Raw genomic sequence first — 18,170 nt, forward strand, 5'->3', positions numbered from 1 at the left:
AGACGGTATCTCGGGCGCGGCGTGATCGCCGAGCACGGGAAACCGGGCAGCGAGCATGGTACGTCCCCTAGATGAACGAAAGACCGTCCCGGCGTGAACCGGGACGGCCTTTTCTTCGTTCGAACCGAAGGGTCAGCCCTTCATCAGCTCGGCGGCCTTCTTCTCCAGGTCGTCGAGCCCACCGCACATGAAGAACGCCTGCTCGGGGAAGTGGTCGTACTCGCCCTCGCTGATCTTCCGGAACGCCTCGATGGTCTCCTTGATCGGGACCGTCGAGCCCGGCACACCGGTGAACTGCTCCGCCGCATAGGTGTTCTGCGACAGGAAGCGCTCGATCCGACGGGCCCGCTGGACCGTGATCTTGTCTTCCTCGGAGAGCTCCTCGATACCGAGGATGGCGATGATGTCCTGCAGGTCCTTGTAGCGCTGGAGGATCCGCTTGACCTCACTGGCCACCTGGAAGTGCTCCTGGCCGACGAACTCGGGGGCGAGGATCCGCGACGAGGACGCCAGCGGGTCCACCGCCGGGTAGATGCCCTTGTCGGAGATGGACCGCTCCAGGTTGGTGGTGGCGTCCAGGTGGGCGAAGGTGGTGGCCGGAGCGGGGTCGGTGTAGTCGTCCGCCGGCACGTAGATCGCCTGCATCGAGGTGATGGCCTGGCCCTTGACGGACGTGATCCGCTCCTGGAGCTCGCCCATCTCGTCGGCCAGGGTCGGCTGGTAACCCACCGCGCTGGGCATCCGGCCCAGCAGGGTGGAGACCTCGGAACCGGCCTGGGTGAAGCGGAAGATGTTGTCGATGAAGAGCAGCACCTCCTGCTTCTGCACGTCACGGAAGTACTCCGCCATGGTCAGCGCGGAGAGCGCGACGCGCAGCCGGGTGCCCGGCGGCTCGTCCATCTGACCGAAGACCAGAGCGGTCTTGTCGATGACGCCGGACTCGGTCATCTCGTGGATGAGGTCGTTGCCCTCACGGGTCCGCTCCCCCACACCGGCGAAGACGGAGGTACCACCGAAGTTCCGGGCGACACGGGTGATCATCTCCTGGATGAGCACCGTCTTGCCCACGCCGGCACCGCCGAACAGGCCGATCTTGCCGCCCTTGACGTACGGGGCGAGCAGGTCGATGACCTTGATGCCGGTCTCCAGCATCTCGGTCTTCGGCTCCAGGTCCGCGAAGGCCGGAGCCTTGCGGTGGATGCCCCAGTGGTCGTCGGCGGAGATGGTCTCGCCCTCGGTGAGGTTGAGGCACTCGCCGATCGCGTTGAAGACGTGGCCCTTGACCGCGTCGCCGACCGGCACCCGGATCGGGAACCCGGAGTCACGCACCTCGGCGCCGCGCACCAGGCCGTCGGTGGGCTGCATCGAGATCGCGCGGACCAGGTTGTCACCCAGGTGCTGGGCCACCTCCAGGGTCAGCGTCTTCTCACCCCCGGAGAGGGTCACGTCCACGTGCAGCGCGTTGAACAGGTCCGGCATGGCGTCGCGCGGGAACTCGGCGTCGACGACCGGGCCGATGACCCGGACCACGCGACCGGTGGCGGTCGTGGTCTCGGCTGGTCCTCCAGCAGTGGAAACAGTCATCACACTTCACTTCCCGACGCGGCCAGCGCGTTGGCGCCGCCGACGATCTCACTGATCTCCTGGGTGATCCCGGCCTGGCGGGCCGAGTTCATCTCACGCGTGTACTTGTCGATCATCTCTTCGGCGTTGTCGGTGGCGCTCTTCATCGCCCGCCGCCGGGCCGCCGACTCGCTCGCCGCCGACTCCAGCAACGCCGCGTAGATCCGCGTGTTGATGTACTTCGGCAGCAACGCGTCGAGCAGATCCTCCGGGTTCGGCTCGAACTCGTAGTCCGGCAGCAGCCCGGGGGCCGCCTCCGAGACGTGCCGCTCCTCGACCTGGAGCGGGCCGATGATCCGGGTCACCGGGTTCTGGGTCATCAGGGACTTGAACTCGGTGAAGACGATGTGCAACTCGTCCACCCCGCGTACGCCGTCCGCGCCGGGACCGCCGTCGACGTCGTCCGCACCGGCGGTGAACGCCTTCACCAGCGTGTCACCCACCTCGCGGGCGTCGGCGAACGACGGCTGCTCGGAGAAGCCCGTCCAACTGGCCTCGATCGGCCGGTTGCGGAACCGGTAGAACGAGACGCCCTTACGACCGACGACGTAGAGCACCGGCTCCTTGCCGTCCTCCTTGAGCCGCGCGATCAGCGACTCCGCAGTGCGGATGGCGTTGGAGCTATAACCGCCGGCCAGCCCTCGGTCGGCGGTTACCAGCAGCACGCCCGCCCGCCGCACCCGCTCACGCGGGGTCAACATCGGGTGGTCGACCGACGCGTTGGACGCCAGCGCCGTGAGCACGCCGGTGATGGCCCGGGCGTACGGCAGGGACGCCTCCACCCGGGCCTGGGCCTTGGCGATCCGGCTCGTCGCCACGAGCTCCATCGCCTTGGTGATCTTCTTCATCCCCTTCGCCGAGCGAATGCGTTGACGAAGAACACGTACCTGCGCCGCCATGGCCCGGCCCTAACGCTTCTGGGCCGGCGCTGCGCTGTAGCGGGTGACCGTCTCCTGCTCGGCCTCGCCCTCCAGCGGCGCCGCCGGCGCCTCGTTGATCGTGCGCTCGTCCTCCCGGCCGAGGAAGCCCTGCTTGAACTCCGTGACGGCCGCGTCGAGGGTGGCGATGATCTCGTCGTCCCACTTGTTGTCCGCGATCGCCAGCAGCGTGGCGTTGTGCTTGCGCCGCAGGTGCTCCAGGAACTGGGTCTCGAAGCGCCGCACGTCGCCGACCGGGACGTCGTCCAGCTTGCCCTCGGTGCCGGACCAGACCGAGACGACCTCGTCCTGCACCGGGTAGGGCGAGTAGTTCGGCTGCTTGAGCAGCTCGACCAGGCGGGCACCGCGGTCGAGCTGGGCGCGGGAGGCCTTGTCCAGGTCGGAGGCGAAGGCGGCGAACGCCTCCAGCTCGCGGTACTGGGCCAGGTTCAGCCGCAGCGAACCCGCGACCTTACGCATCGGCTTCACCTGGGCGGCGCCGCCGACCCGGGAGACCGAGGTACCGACGTTGATCGCCGGCCGCACGCCCTGGTTGAACAGGTCGGTCTCCAGGAAGATCTGACCGTCGGTGATCGAGATGACGTTGGTCGGGATGAAGGCCGAGATGTCGTTGGCCTTCGTCTCGATGATCGGCAGACCGGTCATCGACCCGCCGCCCATCTCGTCGGAGAGCTTCGCGCAGCGCTCCAGCAGGCGGGAGTGCAGGTAGAAGACGTCACCCGGGTACGCCTCACGGCCCGGCGGGCGACGCAGCAGCAGCGACACGGCCCGGTACGCCTCGGCCTGCTTGCTCAGGTCGTCGAAGACGATCAGGACGTGCTTGCCGCCGTACATCCAGTGCTGACCGATGGCCGAGCCGGTGTACGGGGAGAGGTACTTGAAGCCGGCCGGGTCGGAGGCCGGGGAGGCGACGATGGTGGTGTACTCCATCGCGCCCGCCTCCTCCAGCTGCCCCTTGATGGAGGCGATGGTGGAGGCCTTCTGGCCGATGGCGACGTAGATGCAGCGGACCTGCTTCTTCGGGTCGCCGGAGGCCCAGTTCTCGCGCTGGTTGAGGATGGCGTCCAGGGCGACCGTGGTCTTGCCGGTCTTCCGGTCACCGATGATCAGCTGCCGCTGGCCGCGACCGATCGGGGTCATCGCGTCGATGGCCTTGATGCCGGTCTGCAGCGGCTCGGAGACGGACTGCCGGGCCATCACGTTCGGGGCCTGGAGCTCCAGCTCGCGGTAGCCCTCGTCGGCGATCTCGCCGAGGCCGTCGATCGGGGCGCCGAGCGCGTTGACCACGCGCCCCAGGAAGGCGTCACCGACCGGCACGGAGAGCACCCGGCCGGTGCGCTTGACCCGCTGGCCCTCTTCGAGGCCGGCGTAGTCGCCCAGGACGACGACACCGATCTCGCGGACGTCGAGGTTCAGGGCCACGCCGAGCGTGCCGTCCTCGAACTCGAGCAGCTCGTTGGTCATGGTCGAGGGCAGGCCCTCGACGTGGGCGATACCGTCGCCGGTGTCAGCGACGGTGCCGACCTCCTCACGGGAGACGTCGGGCGAATAGGAGGAGACGTAGCGCTCCAGGGCGCCGCGGATCTCCTCCGTCGAGATGGTCAGCTCGGCCATCCTCTGCTTCCTTAAGTATCAGGGGCCCGGGATACCTAGTACCGACCGGTCCTCGGGTCGACTGTTATTCCGGGCGCTTCGCGGGGTGCTGGTCAGCGCTTCGCGAGCGCGTTGCGGGTCTCGTTGAGGCGACGCAGGATCGTCCCGTCGTACAGGTCCGAACCCACCCGGACGCTCGCTCCGCCGAGGATCGTCGGGTCAACCGTAAGCTTCACCGCGACCGCCCGGCCGTAGATGGCCGAGAGCTGGTTGGTGAGCCGGCTCTCCTCCTCCGCGGTCAGCGGGGCCGCGACGGTCACGTACGCGACCTGCCGGTCACGGCGCTCGGCCGCCAGCTCCACCAGCCGGGACAGCGCGGCGGAGAACGACCGACCGCCGAAGCCGGCCAGCGCCGCCTCCACCAGTCGCACCGTCACCGGCCGTGCCTTGCCCGTCAGGAGCAGCCCGATCAGCTCGGCCCGCTGGGCCACCGGTGCCGCCGGGTCGGACAGGGCGTTGGAGAGCCGCCGGTCCGCCGCGACCACCTGGCCGAAGCGGAACAGCTCGTCCTCCACCTCACCGAGGTCGTCGGCGCGGTCCGCGCTGGCGAGCAGCGCCTGCACACCGAGACGCTCGGCACCGTCGAGCAGCTCCGACGGTGCCGACCACCGGCCGGCGACCAGTGCACCGAGCAGGTCGAGCGTGTCCGCGCCGACCTTGCCGGAGAGCACCGAGGTGAGCAGGGCGCTGCGGTCCGCACCCGGCCGGGCCGGGTCGGAGAGCGCCCGGCGCAGCCGGACCTCCCGCCGCAGCAGGTCCGCCACGGCGAGCAGCTCGGCACCGGTGGTGGCGAGAGCCGTCGAATCGGCGCCCCGGACGTACTCCTCCAGCCGCTGACTCACGGCGGTGTAGGACTCCCGGCTGGCGGCCTGCATCAGCGGGCCCCCGCGCTCTCGAGGTCGGTGAGGAACCGCTCGACGGTGCCCTTGCGGCGGGCCTCGTCGGCGAGCGACTCGCCCACGATCCGACCGGCCAGGTCGACCGCGAGACCGCCGACCTCCGCGCGCAGCTCGCGCACGATGGTCTCACGCTCCACAGCCAACGAGTCCCGGCCGGCGGCGATGATCCGGTCGGACTCCTCGCGCGCCTTGGCGAGGATGTCGGTGCGGATCGACTCGGCGTCGGCACGGGCGTCGTCCCGGATCCGCGCCGCCTCGGTACGCACCTCGGCGAGCTGGGCCCGGTACTGCTCGAGCAGTTGGTTGGCCTCAGCCTGCGCCGCCTCGGCGCGCTTGAGGCCACCCTCGATCGCTTCGACCCGCGCCTGGTACATCGCCTCGATGCGCGGCATGACGAACTTCAGCAGCACGAAGCAGAGCAGGGCGAAGGCGATCGTCCCGATGACCAGCTCCTGCCACAGCGGCACGAGCGGGTGGTGCTCCACACCTTCGGCGGCGACAAACATTTCAGACCTCCGGGTCGGGAAGCGGACGGTCAGTTAACGGCGAAGGCGAGCACCAGGCCGAACAGGGCGAGCGCCTCGACCAGGGCGAAGCCCAGGACCAGCCAGGTCCGGTTGTAGCCGGCCGACTCGGGCTGACGGGCGCTGGAGTTGATGTACGCCACGAAGATCAGGGCCACGCCGATCGCGGGGCCGACAGCGGCGAGGCCGTAGCCGATCGTGTTGACGTTACCGCTGATCGCAGCAATAGCACTCATTGCGGGTATTCCTCCTGTTTGACACGTGAGGTTTCACGCGTACCGGTCGTACCTGAAGCTTTGGGCGGGCGCCCCGCGAAAAGGATCAGTGTTCGGTCGCGAGCGCCGACCCCATGTAGTTGGCGCTCAGCGTGACGAAGACGTATGCCTGCAACAGCGCGATCAGCACCTCGAAGAAGGCCATCACGATCGCCATGATGAACGAGAAGATCGAGGTCGCCTGGATGAAGATGTTGTCCGAGGCGAGCAGCACGAAGCCGCCGATGGTGAAGACCAGCAGGATCAGGTGACCGGCGAACATGTTGGCGAAGAGACGCACCGCCAACGTGACCGGCCGGTTGATGAAGGTCTGCAGGAACTCGATCGGGATCAGCAGGATGTGCATCGGCCACGGGATGCCCGGCAGGATCAGGCTCTGCTTGAGGTAGCCGCCCACACCGTGCGTACGCATACCCATGTAGATGTACATCACGTAGGTGATCGCCGCGAGCACGATCGGGAAGGCGATGTGCGAGTTCGGCGAGATCTGCAACCCCGGGATGATGCCGAAGAGGTTGGTCAGCGCGATGTAGCAGAACAGCACCGTGAAATAGGGCGCGAACTTGACGCCCGCGCTGCCCATCTGTTCCTTGGCGATGTTGTCCCGGACCAGGCCGTAGATCGACTCCGCCATCCACTGGCCCTTGGTCGGCACCAGCTTCGGGTTCCGATAGGTGACCATGAAAAAGATGATCAGCAGGCCGACGGCCAGCCAGATCATGAGGGTGAACTTGGTGACGAATGGGCCGGCCACTTCCGGCAGATAGAAGTCCGAGACCCCCGGGGGCCAGGGCAGCCCTTCAGCGGCGACAAGCTCTGCGCTCACCGTGTCATCCTCCGCACTCGACAGACCCGCGCGTGCCGAAACTCAGGCACCGAGCCTCTTCATGATCAGGTAGATCGCTCCGGCTGCGCCGAGCATCATGCCCACGCCGATCCCGATGCCGGTCGGCAGGCCGAGGAGCGTCCCCGCCAACCAGCCGAGGAATCCCCACACCAGGATGCCGGCGAGCAGGTAGCCAAGAACGGCTCCGGCAACGCCTTCCGACGAGTGCTCGTCGGAGCTTCCGCGATGAGGGTTGTCGGCCATGACGAGGCGAACTTTATCAGCCGGGGGTTTCGCGAGTGTGCGGCACCCCCCACACTGCCGAGCAGCGTGCGGGCGATCGATACGGCGCCTCAAGCCGCGCTCAGCTTACTCCTGCAGGGCCCGCCGGGAAGGGGGGCGAAACGCCGGGCGAACACCGGCCGTACGGTCAGTGACCCGACGCCCGGTCGACGGTGGGCAGCGGGGCACGCCAGGCCCAGGTGGTGTGCGCGACGATCCACACCAGCACGCCCGCGATGATCGCCACCCCCATGTCGGGCAGCCCGGGCCAGCCGGTCCGCGCCACGGCGGCCATCACCATGCCCAGGAACACCATCTTGGTGGCGTAGGTGACCAGCCCGACCGGCATGACCATCTTCGGGCTGACCGCGTCCGCCCAGGCCACCGAGAACCCGGAGACCAGGTAGCTCACCATCACCAGGCCGATCCCGGCGGCCACCCCGGCCGCGCCGGTCGGGCCCCGCAGCAGCGCGGCGATCGGTACGCCGACCACGGCCAGCCCGGCGCAGGCCAGCAGCGGCAGGCGCAGGTGCGGCAGGCGGGCACGGATGGCGCCGGGCTCCCCCGCACGTGGCGCGGTCATCGGGCGTACGCCGGGAACTCGGCGACCAGCTCGGCCACGTCGGACGCGACGCGGGCCAGCTCGTCGGTGCCGCCCGGCGCCGCCGGGTCGGTGCGTACCGCCCGGGCGATCAGCTCGGCGACCTGGCGCATCTGCGGCTCGCCCATGCCCTGCGTGGTGACGCTCGGGGTGCCCACCCGGATGCCGGAGGCGACCATCGGCTTCTGCGGGTCGTACGGGATGGCGTTCTTGTTCAGCGTGATGGTCGCCGCGTCGCAGCGGGCCTCGGCCTGCGCCCCGGTCACCCCGGTCTCCCGCAGGTCGACCAGGGCCAGGTGGGTGTCGGTGCCGCCGGAGACCGGCCGCATCCCCTCCGCCGCCAGCCCGTCGGCGAGCGCCTGCGCGTTGGCCACCACCTGCGCGGCGTACGTGCGGTACTCCGGCTGCGCCGCCTCGCGCAACGCGACGGCCTTGGCCGCCACCGCGTGCATCAACGGCCCGCCCTGAGTGAACGGGAAGACCGCCTTGTCGACCCGCTCGGCCAACGACTCGCGGCAGAGGATGATCCCGCCGCGCGGACCGCGCAGCACCTTGTGCGTGGTCGCGCAGACCACGTCGGCGTACGGGACCGGGGAGGGGATGGCCTGTCCGGCGACCAGCCCGATGAAGTGCGCCGCGTCCACCATCAGGTACGCGCCCACCTCGTCGGCGATCTCCCGGAACCGGGCGAAGTCGATCAGCCTCGGGTACGCCGTCGCACCACAGATGATCATCTTCGGTCGGTGCGTCCGGGCCAGGTCACGGACCTCGTCGTAGTCGATCAGCTCGGTGTCCCGCCGGACGGTGTAGCCCACCGCGTCGAACCACTTGCCGGAGAAGTTCACCCGGCTGCCGTGGGTCAGGTGCCCGCCGTGCGGCAACTCCATCGCCAGCACCGCGTCACCCGGCTGCACCAGCGCGGCGTACGCGGCCAGGTTGGCGCTCGCGCCCGAGTGCGGCTGGAGGTTGGCGTGCTCGGCGCCGAACAGCTCCCGGGCCCGGGCGATCCCCAGTTCCTCGGCCCGGTCCACCTGGGCGCACCCGCCGTAGTAGCGCCGACCCGGGTAGCCCTCGGCGTACTTGTTCGTCAGCGTCGAGCCGAGCGCGGCCAGCACCGCCGGGGAGGTGAGGTTCTCGCTGGCGATCAGTTGCAGACCGCCCCGCAGCCGGTCCAGCTCGCCGAGCACCACCTCCGCGATCTCGGGGTCGGTGGTGCTGAGCTGCTCGAAGTCGGGCCCCCAGAAGGCGCCCTTACCGGTCTCCACAGCGCCCGAGTCTATTCGGCCGCACACTGGAGGCCGTGAGATGCCTGGTGACCGGTGCGACAGGGTACATCGGCGGGCGGCTGGCGCCCCGCCTGCTGGCCGAGGGACACACGGTGCGCTGCCTGGCCCGGCGGGCCGGACGGCTGCGGGACGTGCCGTGGGCCGGGCAGGTCGAGATCGCCGAGGGCGACCTGAGCCGGCCGGAGAGCCTGGCCGGGGTCTTCGACGACGTCGACGTCGCGTACTACCTGGTGCACTCGCTCGGGCAGGCCGGTTTCGAAGACGCCGACCGGCAGGCCGCCTCGGCTTTCGCGGAGGCGGCGCACGCGGCGGGCGTACGCCGGATCGTCTACCTCGGCGGCCCGGAGCCGGCCGCCGGCGACGCCTCCTCGGCGCACCTGCGCTCGCGGACCGAGGTGGGCCGGATCCTGCTGGACAGCGGCGTGCCCACGGTGGTGCTGCGCGCGGCGGTGATCATCGGTTCCGGTTCGGCCTCGTTCGAGATGCTGCGCTACCTGACCGAACGGTTGCCGGTGATGGTCACCCCGCGCTGGGTGTCGAACCGGGTGCAGCCGATCGCCGTCCGGGACGTGCTGCGCTACCTGGTCGGCTGCGTGGACCTGCCACCGGAGGTGAACCGGGCCTTCGACATCGCCGGCCCGGACGTGCTCACCTTCGGCGACATGATGCAGCGGTACGCCCGGGTCGCCGGGCTGAGCCGCCGGGTCCTGCTGCCGGTGCGCGCGCTGACGCCCCGGCTCTCCTCGCACTGGGTCGGGTTGGTCACGCCGGTGCCGAACGCGCTCGCCCGCCCGCTGGTGGAGAGCCTGGTGCACGAGGCGGTGGCGCACGAGCACGACATCGCGACGTACCTGCCGGACCCGCCGGAGGGGCTGACCGGCTTCGACCGGGCGGTCGAGCTGGCGCTGGTCAAGGTCCGCGACGCCGAGGTGGAGACCCGGTGGTCGTCAGCGGCGGGACGGGACGCCCCGGCCGAGCCGCTGCCCAGCGACCCGGACTGGAGCGGCGGCAGCGTCTACACCGACGTGAGGGAACAGGCGGTGACGGCGTCACCGGAGGCGCTGTGGCGGGTCATCGAGGGGGTCGGCGGCCAGCACGGCTGGTACTCGTTCCCGCTGGCCTGGTCGGTACGCGGCTGGCTGGACCGGCTGGTGGGCGGCGTCGGGCTGCGCCGGGGTCGGCGGCATCCGCACCAACTGCGGGTGGGCGAGGCGCTGGACTTCTGGCGGGTGGAGGAGATCGTCCCCGGTGAGCTGCTGCGGCTGCGGGCCGAGATGCGGCTGCCCGGCCGGGCCTGGTTGGAGATGCAGGTACGCCGCGACGACGGGCAAGTCCGGTACCGCCAGCGGGCCGTGTTCCTCCCCCGGGGACTGGCCGGGCACGCGTACTGGGCGGCGGTGGCGCCGTTCCACGCGGTGGTCTTCGGCGGGATGGCCCGTAACATCGCCGCCGACGCCGAGCGGACCGCCGTCGAGGCGCCACCGGCCGCGCGCTGACCGACGCGGGATGTTCAGTCGCCGCTGCGGGTGGTGGTGTACCGCCACGCGGTCGTCTCGCTGGGCGGCACGAAGTCGCGGGGCGGCACGTCGCGCAGCGCGAAGGCGAGGATCTCCCCCACTCCCTCCACCAGGCGGCCCTGCACCGCCCGACCGACCGCGTCCTGCGGCTCGTCGGGGTTGGCCGCCATCGCCGCCGCCGCGAGCTGTGGGGTGAAGGCCACCACGGTCTCCGTCGCGTACCGCTCGGAGCTGCCCGTCTTGCCGGCCACCGGCCGACCGAGCTGACCGCGCAGGGCGGATGCGGTGCCGCCGTAGCAGCCCTGGTACATCGACTGGTCTCCGACCGGGCAACGGGCGGCGTCCGCCGCCGCGCGGGCCACGTCGACGTCGAGCACCTGGCGGCAGTCCGGCTGGCCGGTGGTCACCCGACGGCCGGTCCCGTCGACGATCGAGGTGACCGGGGTGGGCGCGCACCACGTCCCCTCGGCCGCCAGCGTGGCGTACGCCCCGGCCAGGTCCAGCGGGGTGGTGGCGGCCACCCCCAGGGTGAACGGCCCCCACTCGCGCGCGCCGTGCCGGGCCAGCCGGACGTCGTCCTCGGCCCGCAGCACGATGCCGAGCCGCTCGGCCATCTCCACCACCCGGTCCGCGCCGACCCGCTCGGTCAGCCAGACGAAGTACGTGTTGACCGACTCGCCGAACGCGGACCACATGTCGTGCTCGCCGCGCATCGAGACGTTGGCGTTCGACGGGCACCAGTACCCGCCGCAGCTCGTCTCGCCGCTGATGCGGTAGTCGGTGACGATGCGCGACGGGGCGTCGTAGACGGTCCGCAGGGGCATCCCGGCCTCCAACGCGGCCAGCATGGTGAACAGCTTGAACGTCGAACCGGCCTGGTACCCCACGATCGTGCCGCCACCGGCGACGAGTTGGTTGACCGTGTTCGGGTAGTTCTCCTGCCCGGGCGGGTTGGCCTCGACGCTGTAGTTGCGGTTGACCGACATGGCGAGCACCCGCCCGGTGCCGGGTTCGACGACCGCCGTCGGCATGGCGTACGGCTCGTCCACCGAGTAGACCCGCCGTACCTGCTCGGTGGTGGCCCGCTGCACGCTCGGGTCGAGCGAGGTGACGATGGTGAAACCGCCCCGACGCAGGGTGCGCTGCCGCTCGTCGACGCTGCCGCCGAACGCCTTCTGCTCGTTCCACCAGCGGGTGAACCAGTCGCAGAAGAAGCCCCAGTCGTTGTGCCCCGAGGGCACCGCCGTGCAGTCGTTCGGCGTCTCGCTGGGGCGCAGGTTCAGCGCTTCGGCCCGCGCCTCGTCCGCCGCCTCGGCGGTGACCTGACCGGTGCCGACCAGTTGGTCCAGCACGTACCCCCGGCGGGCGGTGGCCGCGTCCGCGTCACCGTTGATCGGGTCGTCGGTGTGCGGGGAGCGGACCAGCCCGGCCAGCATCGCCGACTGTGCCAGCGTGAGCCGGTCCGGCGAGGTGGAGAAGTAGCGCTTGCTGGCGGCGGCGACCCCGTACGCCCCGGCACCGAAGTACGCGATGTTGAGGTACCGGGTCAGGATCTGGTCCTTGGTCAGCTCCCGCTCCAGCGCCAGCGCGTACCGCATCTCCTGGATCTTGCGGGCGGTGCTCACCTCGGTGGCCGCCGCCCGTTGCGACTCGGTCAACCGGGGGTCGGTGCTCAACACGTTGCGGACGTACTGCATGGTCAGGGTGGAGGCGCCCTGCCGGGTGCCGCCGGCGCCCTGGTTGGCGGCGAAGGCCCGCGCCACGCCCCGCAGATCGACCCCGCTGTGCTCGTGGAACCGGACGTCCTCGGCGGCGATGATGGCCTGGCGCATCACCGGTGCCACCTCGTCCAGTGGCACGTCCACCCGGTCCTCCTGATAGAAGGAGGTGATCAGCGTGGTGCCGTCCTTGGCGTACAGGTTGGAACGCTGGGCCGTCGGTGGTGTCCGCAGCGTGTTGGGCAGCTCCGTGTACGGCGCAGCCATCGTCGAGAAGCCGATTCCGAACACCAGCGCGGCCGGCAGCGCCGCCACCGCCAGGGCCAGGCCGGCCAACGTGCCGGCCAGCAGGACGGTGAACACTTTCGGCAGGAACGCCCGGGTCATCAGCTCTCCCCGCAGGAGCCGTCAGGACCCTCCCAGAATGGCGCTAACCACCCTTTGCACTCTGGTTTTCCTCAAACCCGGAGGAAGTTCACCGATCAGGGCAACAGGATCGCCGCGAGCGGGTGGATCGTCTCCTCGATCTCGTCCGCCACCCGGCTGAAGCACTGGTCGCCGCGTCCCCACGGATCGTCGAGGTCGTCGCTGGGCAGCAGGGACGTGCCCTGGCGGGCGACGTTGGCAGCCTCCACCACCGCCACACCCCGGGCGTACACCGCATCCGGGGTGGCCTCGGCCGAGGGCAGCCCGTCGCGGTCCAGCGCGGTCAGCAGCCGACCGAACTCGCCCAGCACGAAGGTGCGCGCGGCGGCGTCGGGGCGCAGCGCCACCACGTACTCCTGTTGGTCGGCGGTGGCGGTCAGGACCAGGTCCGCGGCGTCGATGTGGTCGGAGCGCAGCTTCCGCGCGGCGAAGCCGGTCACCGCGCCGCCCCGAGTGGTCACCTGGCGGGCCGCCGGCGGGTTCATCTCCTCGCCGGCGTGCCAGCCACCGGTGCCCGCACTGTGGCTGTGCAGCAGTTCCTCGGACCGGCCGGGGTCGAGGTCGTGCCGGGCCAGCCGCTGACCCACCGCGAGGGTGAGCAGCCGCTCCGCCATCGGCGAGCGGCAGATGTTCCCCATGCAGACGTGCAGGACGGTGAACGGAGGCATTCACGCCACCTGGCTCTCGACCAGCTCCGGTACCACGTCGCGCAGCCGGGCCAGGTCGATGGCGCCCTCCCGGACCACCGTCGGCACCTCGCCGGTCAGGTCCACGATCGTGCTGGGCACCGGGTCGACGGCCGGTCCGGCCTCCAGGTAAGCCCGCACCGAGTACGCCAGTTGCTCCCGCGCCTCGTCGGCGGTCTGCGCCGCCGGGCGGCCGATCTTGTTGGCCGAGGCGACCGCCATCGGTCCGGTCTCCCGCAGCACCTCCAGCGCCACCGGGTGCAGTGGCATGCGGACCGCCACCACCCCGCTGTCGTCGCCCAGGTCCCACCGCAGGCTCGCCGAGTGCTTCACCAGGATGGTCAGCGCCCCTGGCCAGAACGCCTCCACCAGGTCGCGGGCGGCGGGCGGCAGCGTGTAGACCAGACCGTCGAGGGTGTGCCGGGAGCCGATCAGCACCGGTGGCGACGCCTGCGTCCCACCCTTGGCGTCCACCAGAGCCTTCACCGCGTACGGCGTGAACGCGTCGGCACCGACCCCGTACACGGTGTCGGTCGGCAGGACGACCAGTTCGCCGTTGCGCACCGCCTCGATGGCCGCAGCGATGCCGCGGTCCCGGTCGGCGAGGGACCGGCAGTCGTAGAGCATCACGAGGAGCCAGTCTGCCACGTGTCGCCCGTCGCGGGTCGCCGGTGGTCCGTGCGACGGAACGCGGTGGCGAAACGGGACCGGCCGACGAGGTCGTGGTGGGCGGTGATCGCGGTGTACCGGCCGTCGGCGGCGAGCAGCTCGGGCACCGAGGTGCCGTGGGTGTCGTCGTGCTCCACGCCGACGGCGCCGCCGGGACGCAGCAGGTCCGCCGCCCGCCGCACCACCGGACGGATCACGGTCAGGCCGTCGTCCCCGCCGAACACCGCCTCGGCCGGGTCGTGCCCGGCCACCTCCGGCGGCACGGCCACCGCGAGCGGCACGTAGGGCGGGTTGCAGAGCAGCACGTCCACCCGACCGACCAGCTCCGCCAGCAGGTCCGGTGCGGTCACGTCGGCCGTCACCACCTCGATCGGCCGATCCCCCGCCGCCTCCCGGGTCGCCGCGTTGCGACGCAGCCAGGTCACCGCGGCGGGCGCGCGCTCGACCGCCACCACGCGGGCCGCCGGCACCTCCTGCGCCACCGACAACGCGATCGCCCCCGATCCGCTGCACAGGTCCACCACCACCGGGGTCTCCCCGTCGGCCACCCGCTCGGCGGCCCGCTCGACGCCCCAGCCGGCGAGCAGTTCGGTCTCCGGACGGGGCACGAAGACACCCGGCCCGACGGCCAGCTCCAGATGCCGGAAGCCGGTGCTGCCGGTGAGGTGTTGCAGTGGCTCCCGCCGGGAACGCCGGGCCACCAACGCCTCGAAGCGGGCCCGTTGCTCGTCGGTGAAGCCGTCCGCGAGCGCCAGCCGCCCCCGGGGCACCGCCAGCACGTACGCGGCCAGGAGTTCCGCCTCGGTGCGGGCCGAGGGCAGCCCGGCGTCGGCCAGGATCCGGGCAGCCCGCGCCAGCACGACGGCGGGGCGCTCTCGTCTCGTCCCTTCGGACGGGTGTTGCGGCACGGAGGTCACGCCATAATCATGAGTCGTCGCGGTGCACGTGCATAAGCGGGTGCATCCGGCGACACACCGACGGGAGGTCGAGGGGTGGGCTGGCTCGACCGGGTCGATGACCAGGTTGACGCCCTGACGAAGGCGCGGGCGTTGCAGGAGGTGAGCCGCTCGGCCGAGGCGTCCGCGATCCTGGACCGGGTGCTGTGCACCAGCAGCGACTCCCGGGCCCGCGCCGACGCGCTCGTCCAGCGGCTCTCCGCGTTGATCAATCTCGGTCGCACGGCGGAGTACACCCGGGCGATCGAGGAGGCGTCCGCCGCCGTACGCGACCTCGCCGAACCGTACCTGCACGGTCATCTCAACGCGCTGGCCGCGCTGGCCGCCCACCATCAGGGCGCGCTGGACCGCTGCGTGACGCACCTGGTGAAGGCCGCCCGGGCGCTGGGCGCGGTCGACGACCCGGACCGCGACACCGCCTGGGGCTGGCACGACCTGGCGATGGCGTACTCCTACCTCAGCTTCCACGGCTACGCGCTGGGCGCGATCGAACGGGCCCGCCAGCTCGGCACCGCCGCCGGCATCCCGGAGGAGACGTTCGCCGCCCCCGGGATCCGACTGCGCAACGCGGTCGCCCTGGACCACACCGGCGACAGCGACGGCTGCCTGCGGGTCCTGCGGGACGTCGCCACCGACCTCGACCGGTTCGTCACCGCCGGTCGCGCCGACCGGCTGCGGCCGAGCAGCCTGGCCGCGTACGGCTACGCGGCGGCCCGCCGGGCCGCCCTCGGCGACGAGATCGACTCCCCCGCCGGCGCCGATCCGGCCCGGTTGCTCGGCCACGGCGCGGACAGCGCGCGCGCCCGTGACATGCGCCAGCTCGGCCAGGCCTGCCTCGCCGTGGCGGCCGGCCGGCCGATCGAGGCGGTGACCCGACTCGACGCCGTCCAGGTCTCCGCCGAGACGCTCGGGGCGGCCGAACCGGCCCGCCTGCGCAGCATCGCGCTGGCCCGCGCCGGTGACCACGCGGCGGCGCACCGCGCCGACCGGCTGGCCTTCCGGCTCGCCGCGCAACGGCACGACCGGCTCCGCGATGTCTACATCGACGGCATCGCCGCCCGGATCGACCATGAGGAGATGCGCCGCGAGGCCGCGCGGTTCGAGGGCGAGGCGCTGACCGATCCGCTGACCGGGCTGCCGAACCGGCGTCGGCTGGAGCGGTACATCGCCTCGGTGGTCGCCCGGGGCGAGCGCGTGGTGATCGGCGTCTGCGACCTCGACGGCTTCAAGGCGGTCAACACCCGGCACGGCCATCACTCGGGCGACCTGGTCCTCCAGCGGGTCGCCGGGGTGATCAACCGGGTGATGCGCCGGGGCGACTTCGTGGCCCGCTACGGCGGCGACGAATTCGTGGTGGTGCTGGCCGGTGCCGGGATGTCCGAGGCCGCCGAGGTGGCGCGTCGGATCGACGCCGCGATCCGGACCGAGGACTGGGAGTCGCTGGTGCCCGGCACGCCGGTCGGCGTCAGCATCGGCTTCGCCGAGGTGGGCGCTGCCGGGCCGGGGCAACGAGACGCGCTCGGCGCCGCCTTCGAGGCCGCCGACCGCGAGATGTTGCAGGCCAAGGCCAGACCGCGTACCGCCTGAGCGGCGTCAGCGGCGGGTCAGCTCCGGGTCGCCGGCCAGGCGGGCGGCGCGGTCCGCCTCGCTGAGCGCGTCGAGCACGCCGTCCAGCTCGCCGGCCAACGCCAGATCCAGGTTGTACGCGGTGTACCCGATCCGGTGGTCGGTGATCCGGTTCTGCGGGAAGTTGTAGGTGCGGATCCGCTCCGAGCGGTCCACCGTACGGACCTGCGCCTTGCGCGCGTCCGAGGCGGCGGCATCGGCCTGCTCCTGCGCGACGGCCAGCAGCCGGGCGCGCAGGATCCGCAAGGCCTGCTCCCGGTTCTGCAACTGGGACTTCTCGTTCTGGCAGGAGACCACGATGCCGGTCGGCAGGTGGGTGATCCGCACCGCCGAGTCGGTGGTGTTGACCGACTGGCCACCGGGACCGGACGATCGGAACACGTCGATCCGCAGCTCGTTCGGGTCGATGGTGACGTCGACCTCCTCGGCCTCCGGCAGCACCAGGACGCCGGCCGCGCTGGTGTGGATCCGCCCCTGCGACTCGGTCACCGGCACCCGCTGCACCCGGTGTACGCCGCCCTCCCACTTGAGCCGGGACCAGACGCCGTTGCCTCCGTCGGGCACACCCTTGGTCTTGATCGCCAGCGAGACGTCCTTGACCCCGCCGAGGTCGGAGTCCTGCGCGTCGATCACCTCGGTGAGCCAGCCCCGCCGCTCCGCGTACCGGGTGTACATCCGCAGCAGGTCACCGGCGAACAGCGCGGACTCCTCGCCGCCCTCGCCGGCCTTGATCTCGACGATGACGTCCTTGGCGTCGTGCGGGTCGCGCGGGATGAGCAGCTCGGCCAGGCGTTCCTCCAGGGCCGGCAACGTCGAGGCGATCGTCTCCGCCTCGGCCGCGAACGACGCGTCCTCGGCGGCCAGCTCCCGTGCCGCGGTGAGGTCGGCCCGGGCCTGCTCCAGCTCTCCGGCGGCCTTGTGCAGCGGCACCAGCTCGGCATACCTGCGGCCGACCCGACGGGCGGTGCCCTGGTCGGCGTGGATGGCGGGATCGGCCAGACGCTTCTCCAGCTCGGCGTACTCGTCGAGGAGGGCGGCCAGGCGCTCGCTGCTCATGCTGCGGATCGCTCCTTGGACGGCGGGGAGACCGGACGACAGACGGACGACGCCCGCGTCCGGGAGAAACCGGACGCGGGCGTCGGACCAGGAGCTACTTGGCCTTCTTGGCCTGAACCTTGGCGTACTTCTGCTGGAACTTCGCGACCCGGCCCGCGGTGTCCAGGACGCGCTGCTTGCCCGTGTAGAACGGGTGGCAGGCGCTGCACGTCTCGACGTGGATCGAGCCGCCCTTCGCGGTGCTGCGGGTGGTGAAGCTGTTGCCGCAGGAGCAGGTGACGTTCGTGGTCACGTACTCCGGGTGGATGTTGGACTTCATCTCGCCTCGGTCCTCTCGTCGTGGTCGCCGGGTCGCCCTCGCGCGCCAGTGCGCGCGATCGGGGCGTGAACCGGAACCGGTGGCCGATTGACCAGTCTGCCATGGGGCCCAGCCGACCCGCGAAGCGGGCCGTACCGGCTGGTCGGCCAGGTCAACGCCGGACCCGCTCTCCGCATTCCCCGCACGGGCTGGCGCATTCCGACCTGCCGACGTGCCGACATGCCGGCGGCACGGTCACCACCCGCCGCCCTTTGCTCTGCTTCACCCCACGCGGCGGAGACGCCCGAACC

18 protein-coding genes are annotated in these 18,170 nt (G+C 71.3%); 2 read left to right on the forward strand and 16 right to left on the reverse strand.

Annotation, left to right across the window (positions count from 1 at the left end):
• Window positions 1–132: 132 nt before the first annotated feature.
• The 10 genes from atpD to ACZ31C_RS06650 form a co-directional block, all read right to left on the reverse strand.
• Window positions 133–1,584, reverse strand: coding sequence for a F0F1 ATP synthase subunit beta (atpD, locus tag ACZ31C_RS06605; protein WP_465794496.1), 1,452 nt, complete (start codon window positions 1,582–1,584; stop codon window positions 133–135).
• Window positions 1,584–2,522, reverse strand: coding sequence for a F0F1 ATP synthase subunit gamma (locus ACZ31C_RS06610; RefSeq protein WP_465794497.1), 939 nt, complete (start codon window positions 2,520–2,522; stop codon window positions 1,584–1,586). Before ACZ31C_RS06610 ends, atpD begins: the two co-directional genes overlap by 1 nt.
• A gap of 9 nt (window positions 2,523–2,531) precedes the next feature.
• Window positions 2,532–4,175: a F0F1 ATP synthase subunit alpha gene (gene atpA, locus ACZ31C_RS06615; RefSeq protein ID WP_465794498.1), complete on the reverse strand. Its 1,644-nt coding sequence runs from the start codon at window positions 4,173–4,175 to the stop codon at window positions 2,532–2,534.
• Between the two features lie 92 nt (window positions 4,176–4,267).
• Complete coding sequence (locus tag ACZ31C_RS06620) at window positions 4,268–5,089, reverse strand: F0F1 ATP synthase subunit delta (protein WP_465794499.1); 822 nt, start codon at window positions 5,087–5,089, stop codon at window positions 4,268–4,270.
• Window positions 5,089–5,619 carry a F0F1 ATP synthase subunit B gene (locus ACZ31C_RS06625; RefSeq protein ID WP_131052264.1) on the reverse strand — a complete coding sequence of 177 codons (531 nt, stop codon included), beginning with the start codon at window positions 5,617–5,619 and terminating at the stop codon, window positions 5,089–5,091. The genes ACZ31C_RS06620 and ACZ31C_RS06625 overlap by 1 nt, the downstream gene beginning before the upstream one ends.
• A gap of 29 nt (window positions 5,620–5,648) precedes the next feature.
• Window positions 5,649–5,873, reverse strand: coding sequence for an ATP synthase F0 subunit C (atpE, locus tag ACZ31C_RS06630; protein ID WP_357210735.1), 225 nt, complete (start codon window positions 5,871–5,873; stop codon window positions 5,649–5,651).
• Window positions 5,874–5,958: 85 nt separating this feature from the next.
• The gene (atpB, locus tag ACZ31C_RS06635; protein ID WP_449945618.1) at window positions 5,959–6,738 is read right to left on the reverse strand and encodes a F0F1 ATP synthase subunit A; all 780 of its coding nucleotides are present in this window, start codon (window positions 6,736–6,738) and stop codon (window positions 5,959–5,961) included.
• A gap of 42 nt (window positions 6,739–6,780) precedes the next feature.
• On the reverse strand, window positions 6,781–7,002 hold the full coding sequence (locus ACZ31C_RS06640; RefSeq protein WP_131052266.1) for a hypothetical protein: 222 nt from the start codon (window positions 7,000–7,002) through the stop codon (window positions 6,781–6,783).
• Window positions 7,003–7,168: 166 nt separating this feature from the next.
• Complete coding sequence (locus tag ACZ31C_RS06645) at window positions 7,169–7,603, reverse strand: hypothetical protein (RefSeq protein ID WP_465794500.1); 435 nt, start codon at window positions 7,601–7,603, stop codon at window positions 7,169–7,171.
• Complete coding sequence (locus tag ACZ31C_RS06650; protein WP_465794501.1) at window positions 7,600–8,886, reverse strand: serine hydroxymethyltransferase; 1,287 nt, start codon at window positions 8,884–8,886, stop codon at window positions 7,600–7,602. The genes ACZ31C_RS06645 and ACZ31C_RS06650 overlap by 4 nt, the downstream gene beginning before the upstream one ends.
• Window positions 8,887–8,921: 35 nt before the next feature.
• Here ACZ31C_RS06650 and ACZ31C_RS06655 point away from each other — a divergent pair, with 35 nt between their 5' ends.
• The gene (locus tag ACZ31C_RS06655) at window positions 8,922–10,403 is read left to right on the forward strand and encodes an SDR family oxidoreductase (protein WP_465794502.1); all 1,482 of its coding nucleotides are present in this window, start codon (window positions 8,922–8,924) and stop codon (window positions 10,401–10,403) included.
• Window positions 10,404–10,417: 14 nt separating this feature from the next.
• Here ACZ31C_RS06655 and ACZ31C_RS06660 read toward each other — a convergent pair whose 3' ends face one another.
• The 4 genes from ACZ31C_RS06660 to prmC form a co-directional block, all read right to left on the reverse strand.
• Window positions 10,418–12,529, reverse strand: coding sequence for a transglycosylase domain-containing protein (locus ACZ31C_RS06660; RefSeq protein ID WP_465794503.1), 2,112 nt, complete (start codon window positions 12,527–12,529; stop codon window positions 10,418–10,420).
• Between the two features lie 95 nt (window positions 12,530–12,624).
• A complete protein-coding gene (locus ACZ31C_RS06665) occupies window positions 12,625–13,236 on the reverse strand; it encodes an arsenate reductase/protein-tyrosine-phosphatase family protein (protein ID WP_465794504.1) in 612 nt (203 codons plus the stop codon).
• The gene (locus ACZ31C_RS06670; RefSeq protein WP_350693141.1) at window positions 13,237–13,881 is read right to left on the reverse strand and encodes an L-threonylcarbamoyladenylate synthase; all 645 of its coding nucleotides are present in this window, start codon (window positions 13,879–13,881) and stop codon (window positions 13,237–13,239) included.
• Window positions 13,881–14,831 (reverse strand): peptide chain release factor N(5)-glutamine methyltransferase, encoded by a 951-nt coding sequence (prmC, locus tag ACZ31C_RS06675; protein ID WP_465794994.1) that lies wholly within the window; start codon window positions 14,829–14,831, stop codon window positions 13,881–13,883. The genes ACZ31C_RS06670 and prmC overlap by 1 nt, the downstream gene beginning before the upstream one ends.
• Before the next feature lie 84 nt (window positions 14,832–14,915).
• Between prmC and ACZ31C_RS06680 the strand changes: the two genes are divergently transcribed.
• Window positions 14,916–16,466, forward strand: a complete 1,551-nt coding sequence (locus ACZ31C_RS06680) for a GGDEF domain-containing protein (protein ID WP_465794505.1) — start codon at window positions 14,916–14,918, stop codon at window positions 16,464–16,466.
• Between the two features lie 6 nt (window positions 16,467–16,472).
• Here the strand turns inward: ACZ31C_RS06680 and prfA are convergent, their stop codons facing one another.
• Window positions 16,473–17,561, reverse strand: coding sequence for a peptide chain release factor 1 (prfA, locus tag ACZ31C_RS06685; RefSeq protein ID WP_465794506.1), 1,089 nt, complete (start codon window positions 17,559–17,561; stop codon window positions 16,473–16,475).
• A gap of 94 nt (window positions 17,562–17,655) precedes the next feature.
• Entirely contained in the window at window positions 17,656–17,880 is a 225-nt protein-coding gene (gene rpmE, locus ACZ31C_RS06690) for a 50S ribosomal protein L31 (protein WP_350692447.1), read from the reverse strand.
• Window positions 17,881–18,170: the final 290 nt, after the last annotated feature.

Source organism: Micromonospora sp. NPDC023869 (assembly GCF_055559695.1).

Bases quoted from the DNA above. Each gene is read 5' to 3' on its own strand.
- atpD (WP_465794496.1), bottom strand. From the start codon at position 1,584: ATGACTGTTTCCACTGCTGGAGGACCAGCCGAGACCACGACCGCCACC.
- ACZ31C_RS06645 (WP_465794500.1), bottom strand. From the start codon at position 7,603: ATGACCGCGCCACGTGCGGGGGAGCCCGGCGCCATCCGTGCCCGCCTG.
- atpE (WP_357210735.1), bottom strand. From the start codon at position 5,873: ATGAGTGCTATTGCTGCGATCAGCGGTAACGTCAACACGATCGGCTAC.
- ACZ31C_RS06670 (WP_350693141.1), bottom strand. From the start codon at position 13,881: ATGCTCTACGACTGCCGGTCCCTCGCCGACCGGGACCGCGGCATCGCT.
- ACZ31C_RS06640 (WP_131052266.1), bottom strand. From the start codon at position 7,002: ATGGCCGACAACCCTCATCGCGGAAGCTCCGACGAGCACTCGTCGGAA.
- ACZ31C_RS06665 (WP_465794504.1), bottom strand. From the start codon at position 13,236: ATGCCTCCGTTCACCGTCCTGCACGTCTGCATGGGGAACATCTGCCGC.
- rpmE (WP_350692447.1), bottom strand. From the start codon at position 17,880: ATGAAGTCCAACATCCACCCGGAGTACGTGACCACGAACGTCACCTGC.
- ACZ31C_RS06625 (WP_131052264.1), bottom strand. From the start codon at position 5,619: ATGTTTGTCGCCGCCGAAGGTGTGGAGCACCACCCGCTCGTGCCGCTG.
- ACZ31C_RS06620 (WP_465794499.1), bottom strand. From the start codon at position 5,089: ATGCAGGCCGCCAGCCGGGAGTCCTACACCGCCGTGAGTCAGCGGCTG.
- ACZ31C_RS06660 (WP_465794503.1), bottom strand. From the start codon at position 12,529: ATGACCCGGGCGTTCCTGCCGAAAGTGTTCACCGTCCTGCTGGCCGGC.
- ACZ31C_RS06610 (WP_465794497.1), bottom strand. From the start codon at position 2,522: ATGGCGGCGCAGGTACGTGTTCTTCGTCAACGCATTCGCTCGGCGAAG.
- prfA (WP_465794506.1), bottom strand. From the start codon at position 17,561: ATGAGCAGCGAGCGCCTGGCCGCCCTCCTCGACGAGTACGCCGAGCTG.
- atpA (WP_465794498.1), bottom strand. From the start codon at position 4,175: ATGGCCGAGCTGACCATCTCGACGGAGGAGATCCGCGGCGCCCTGGAG.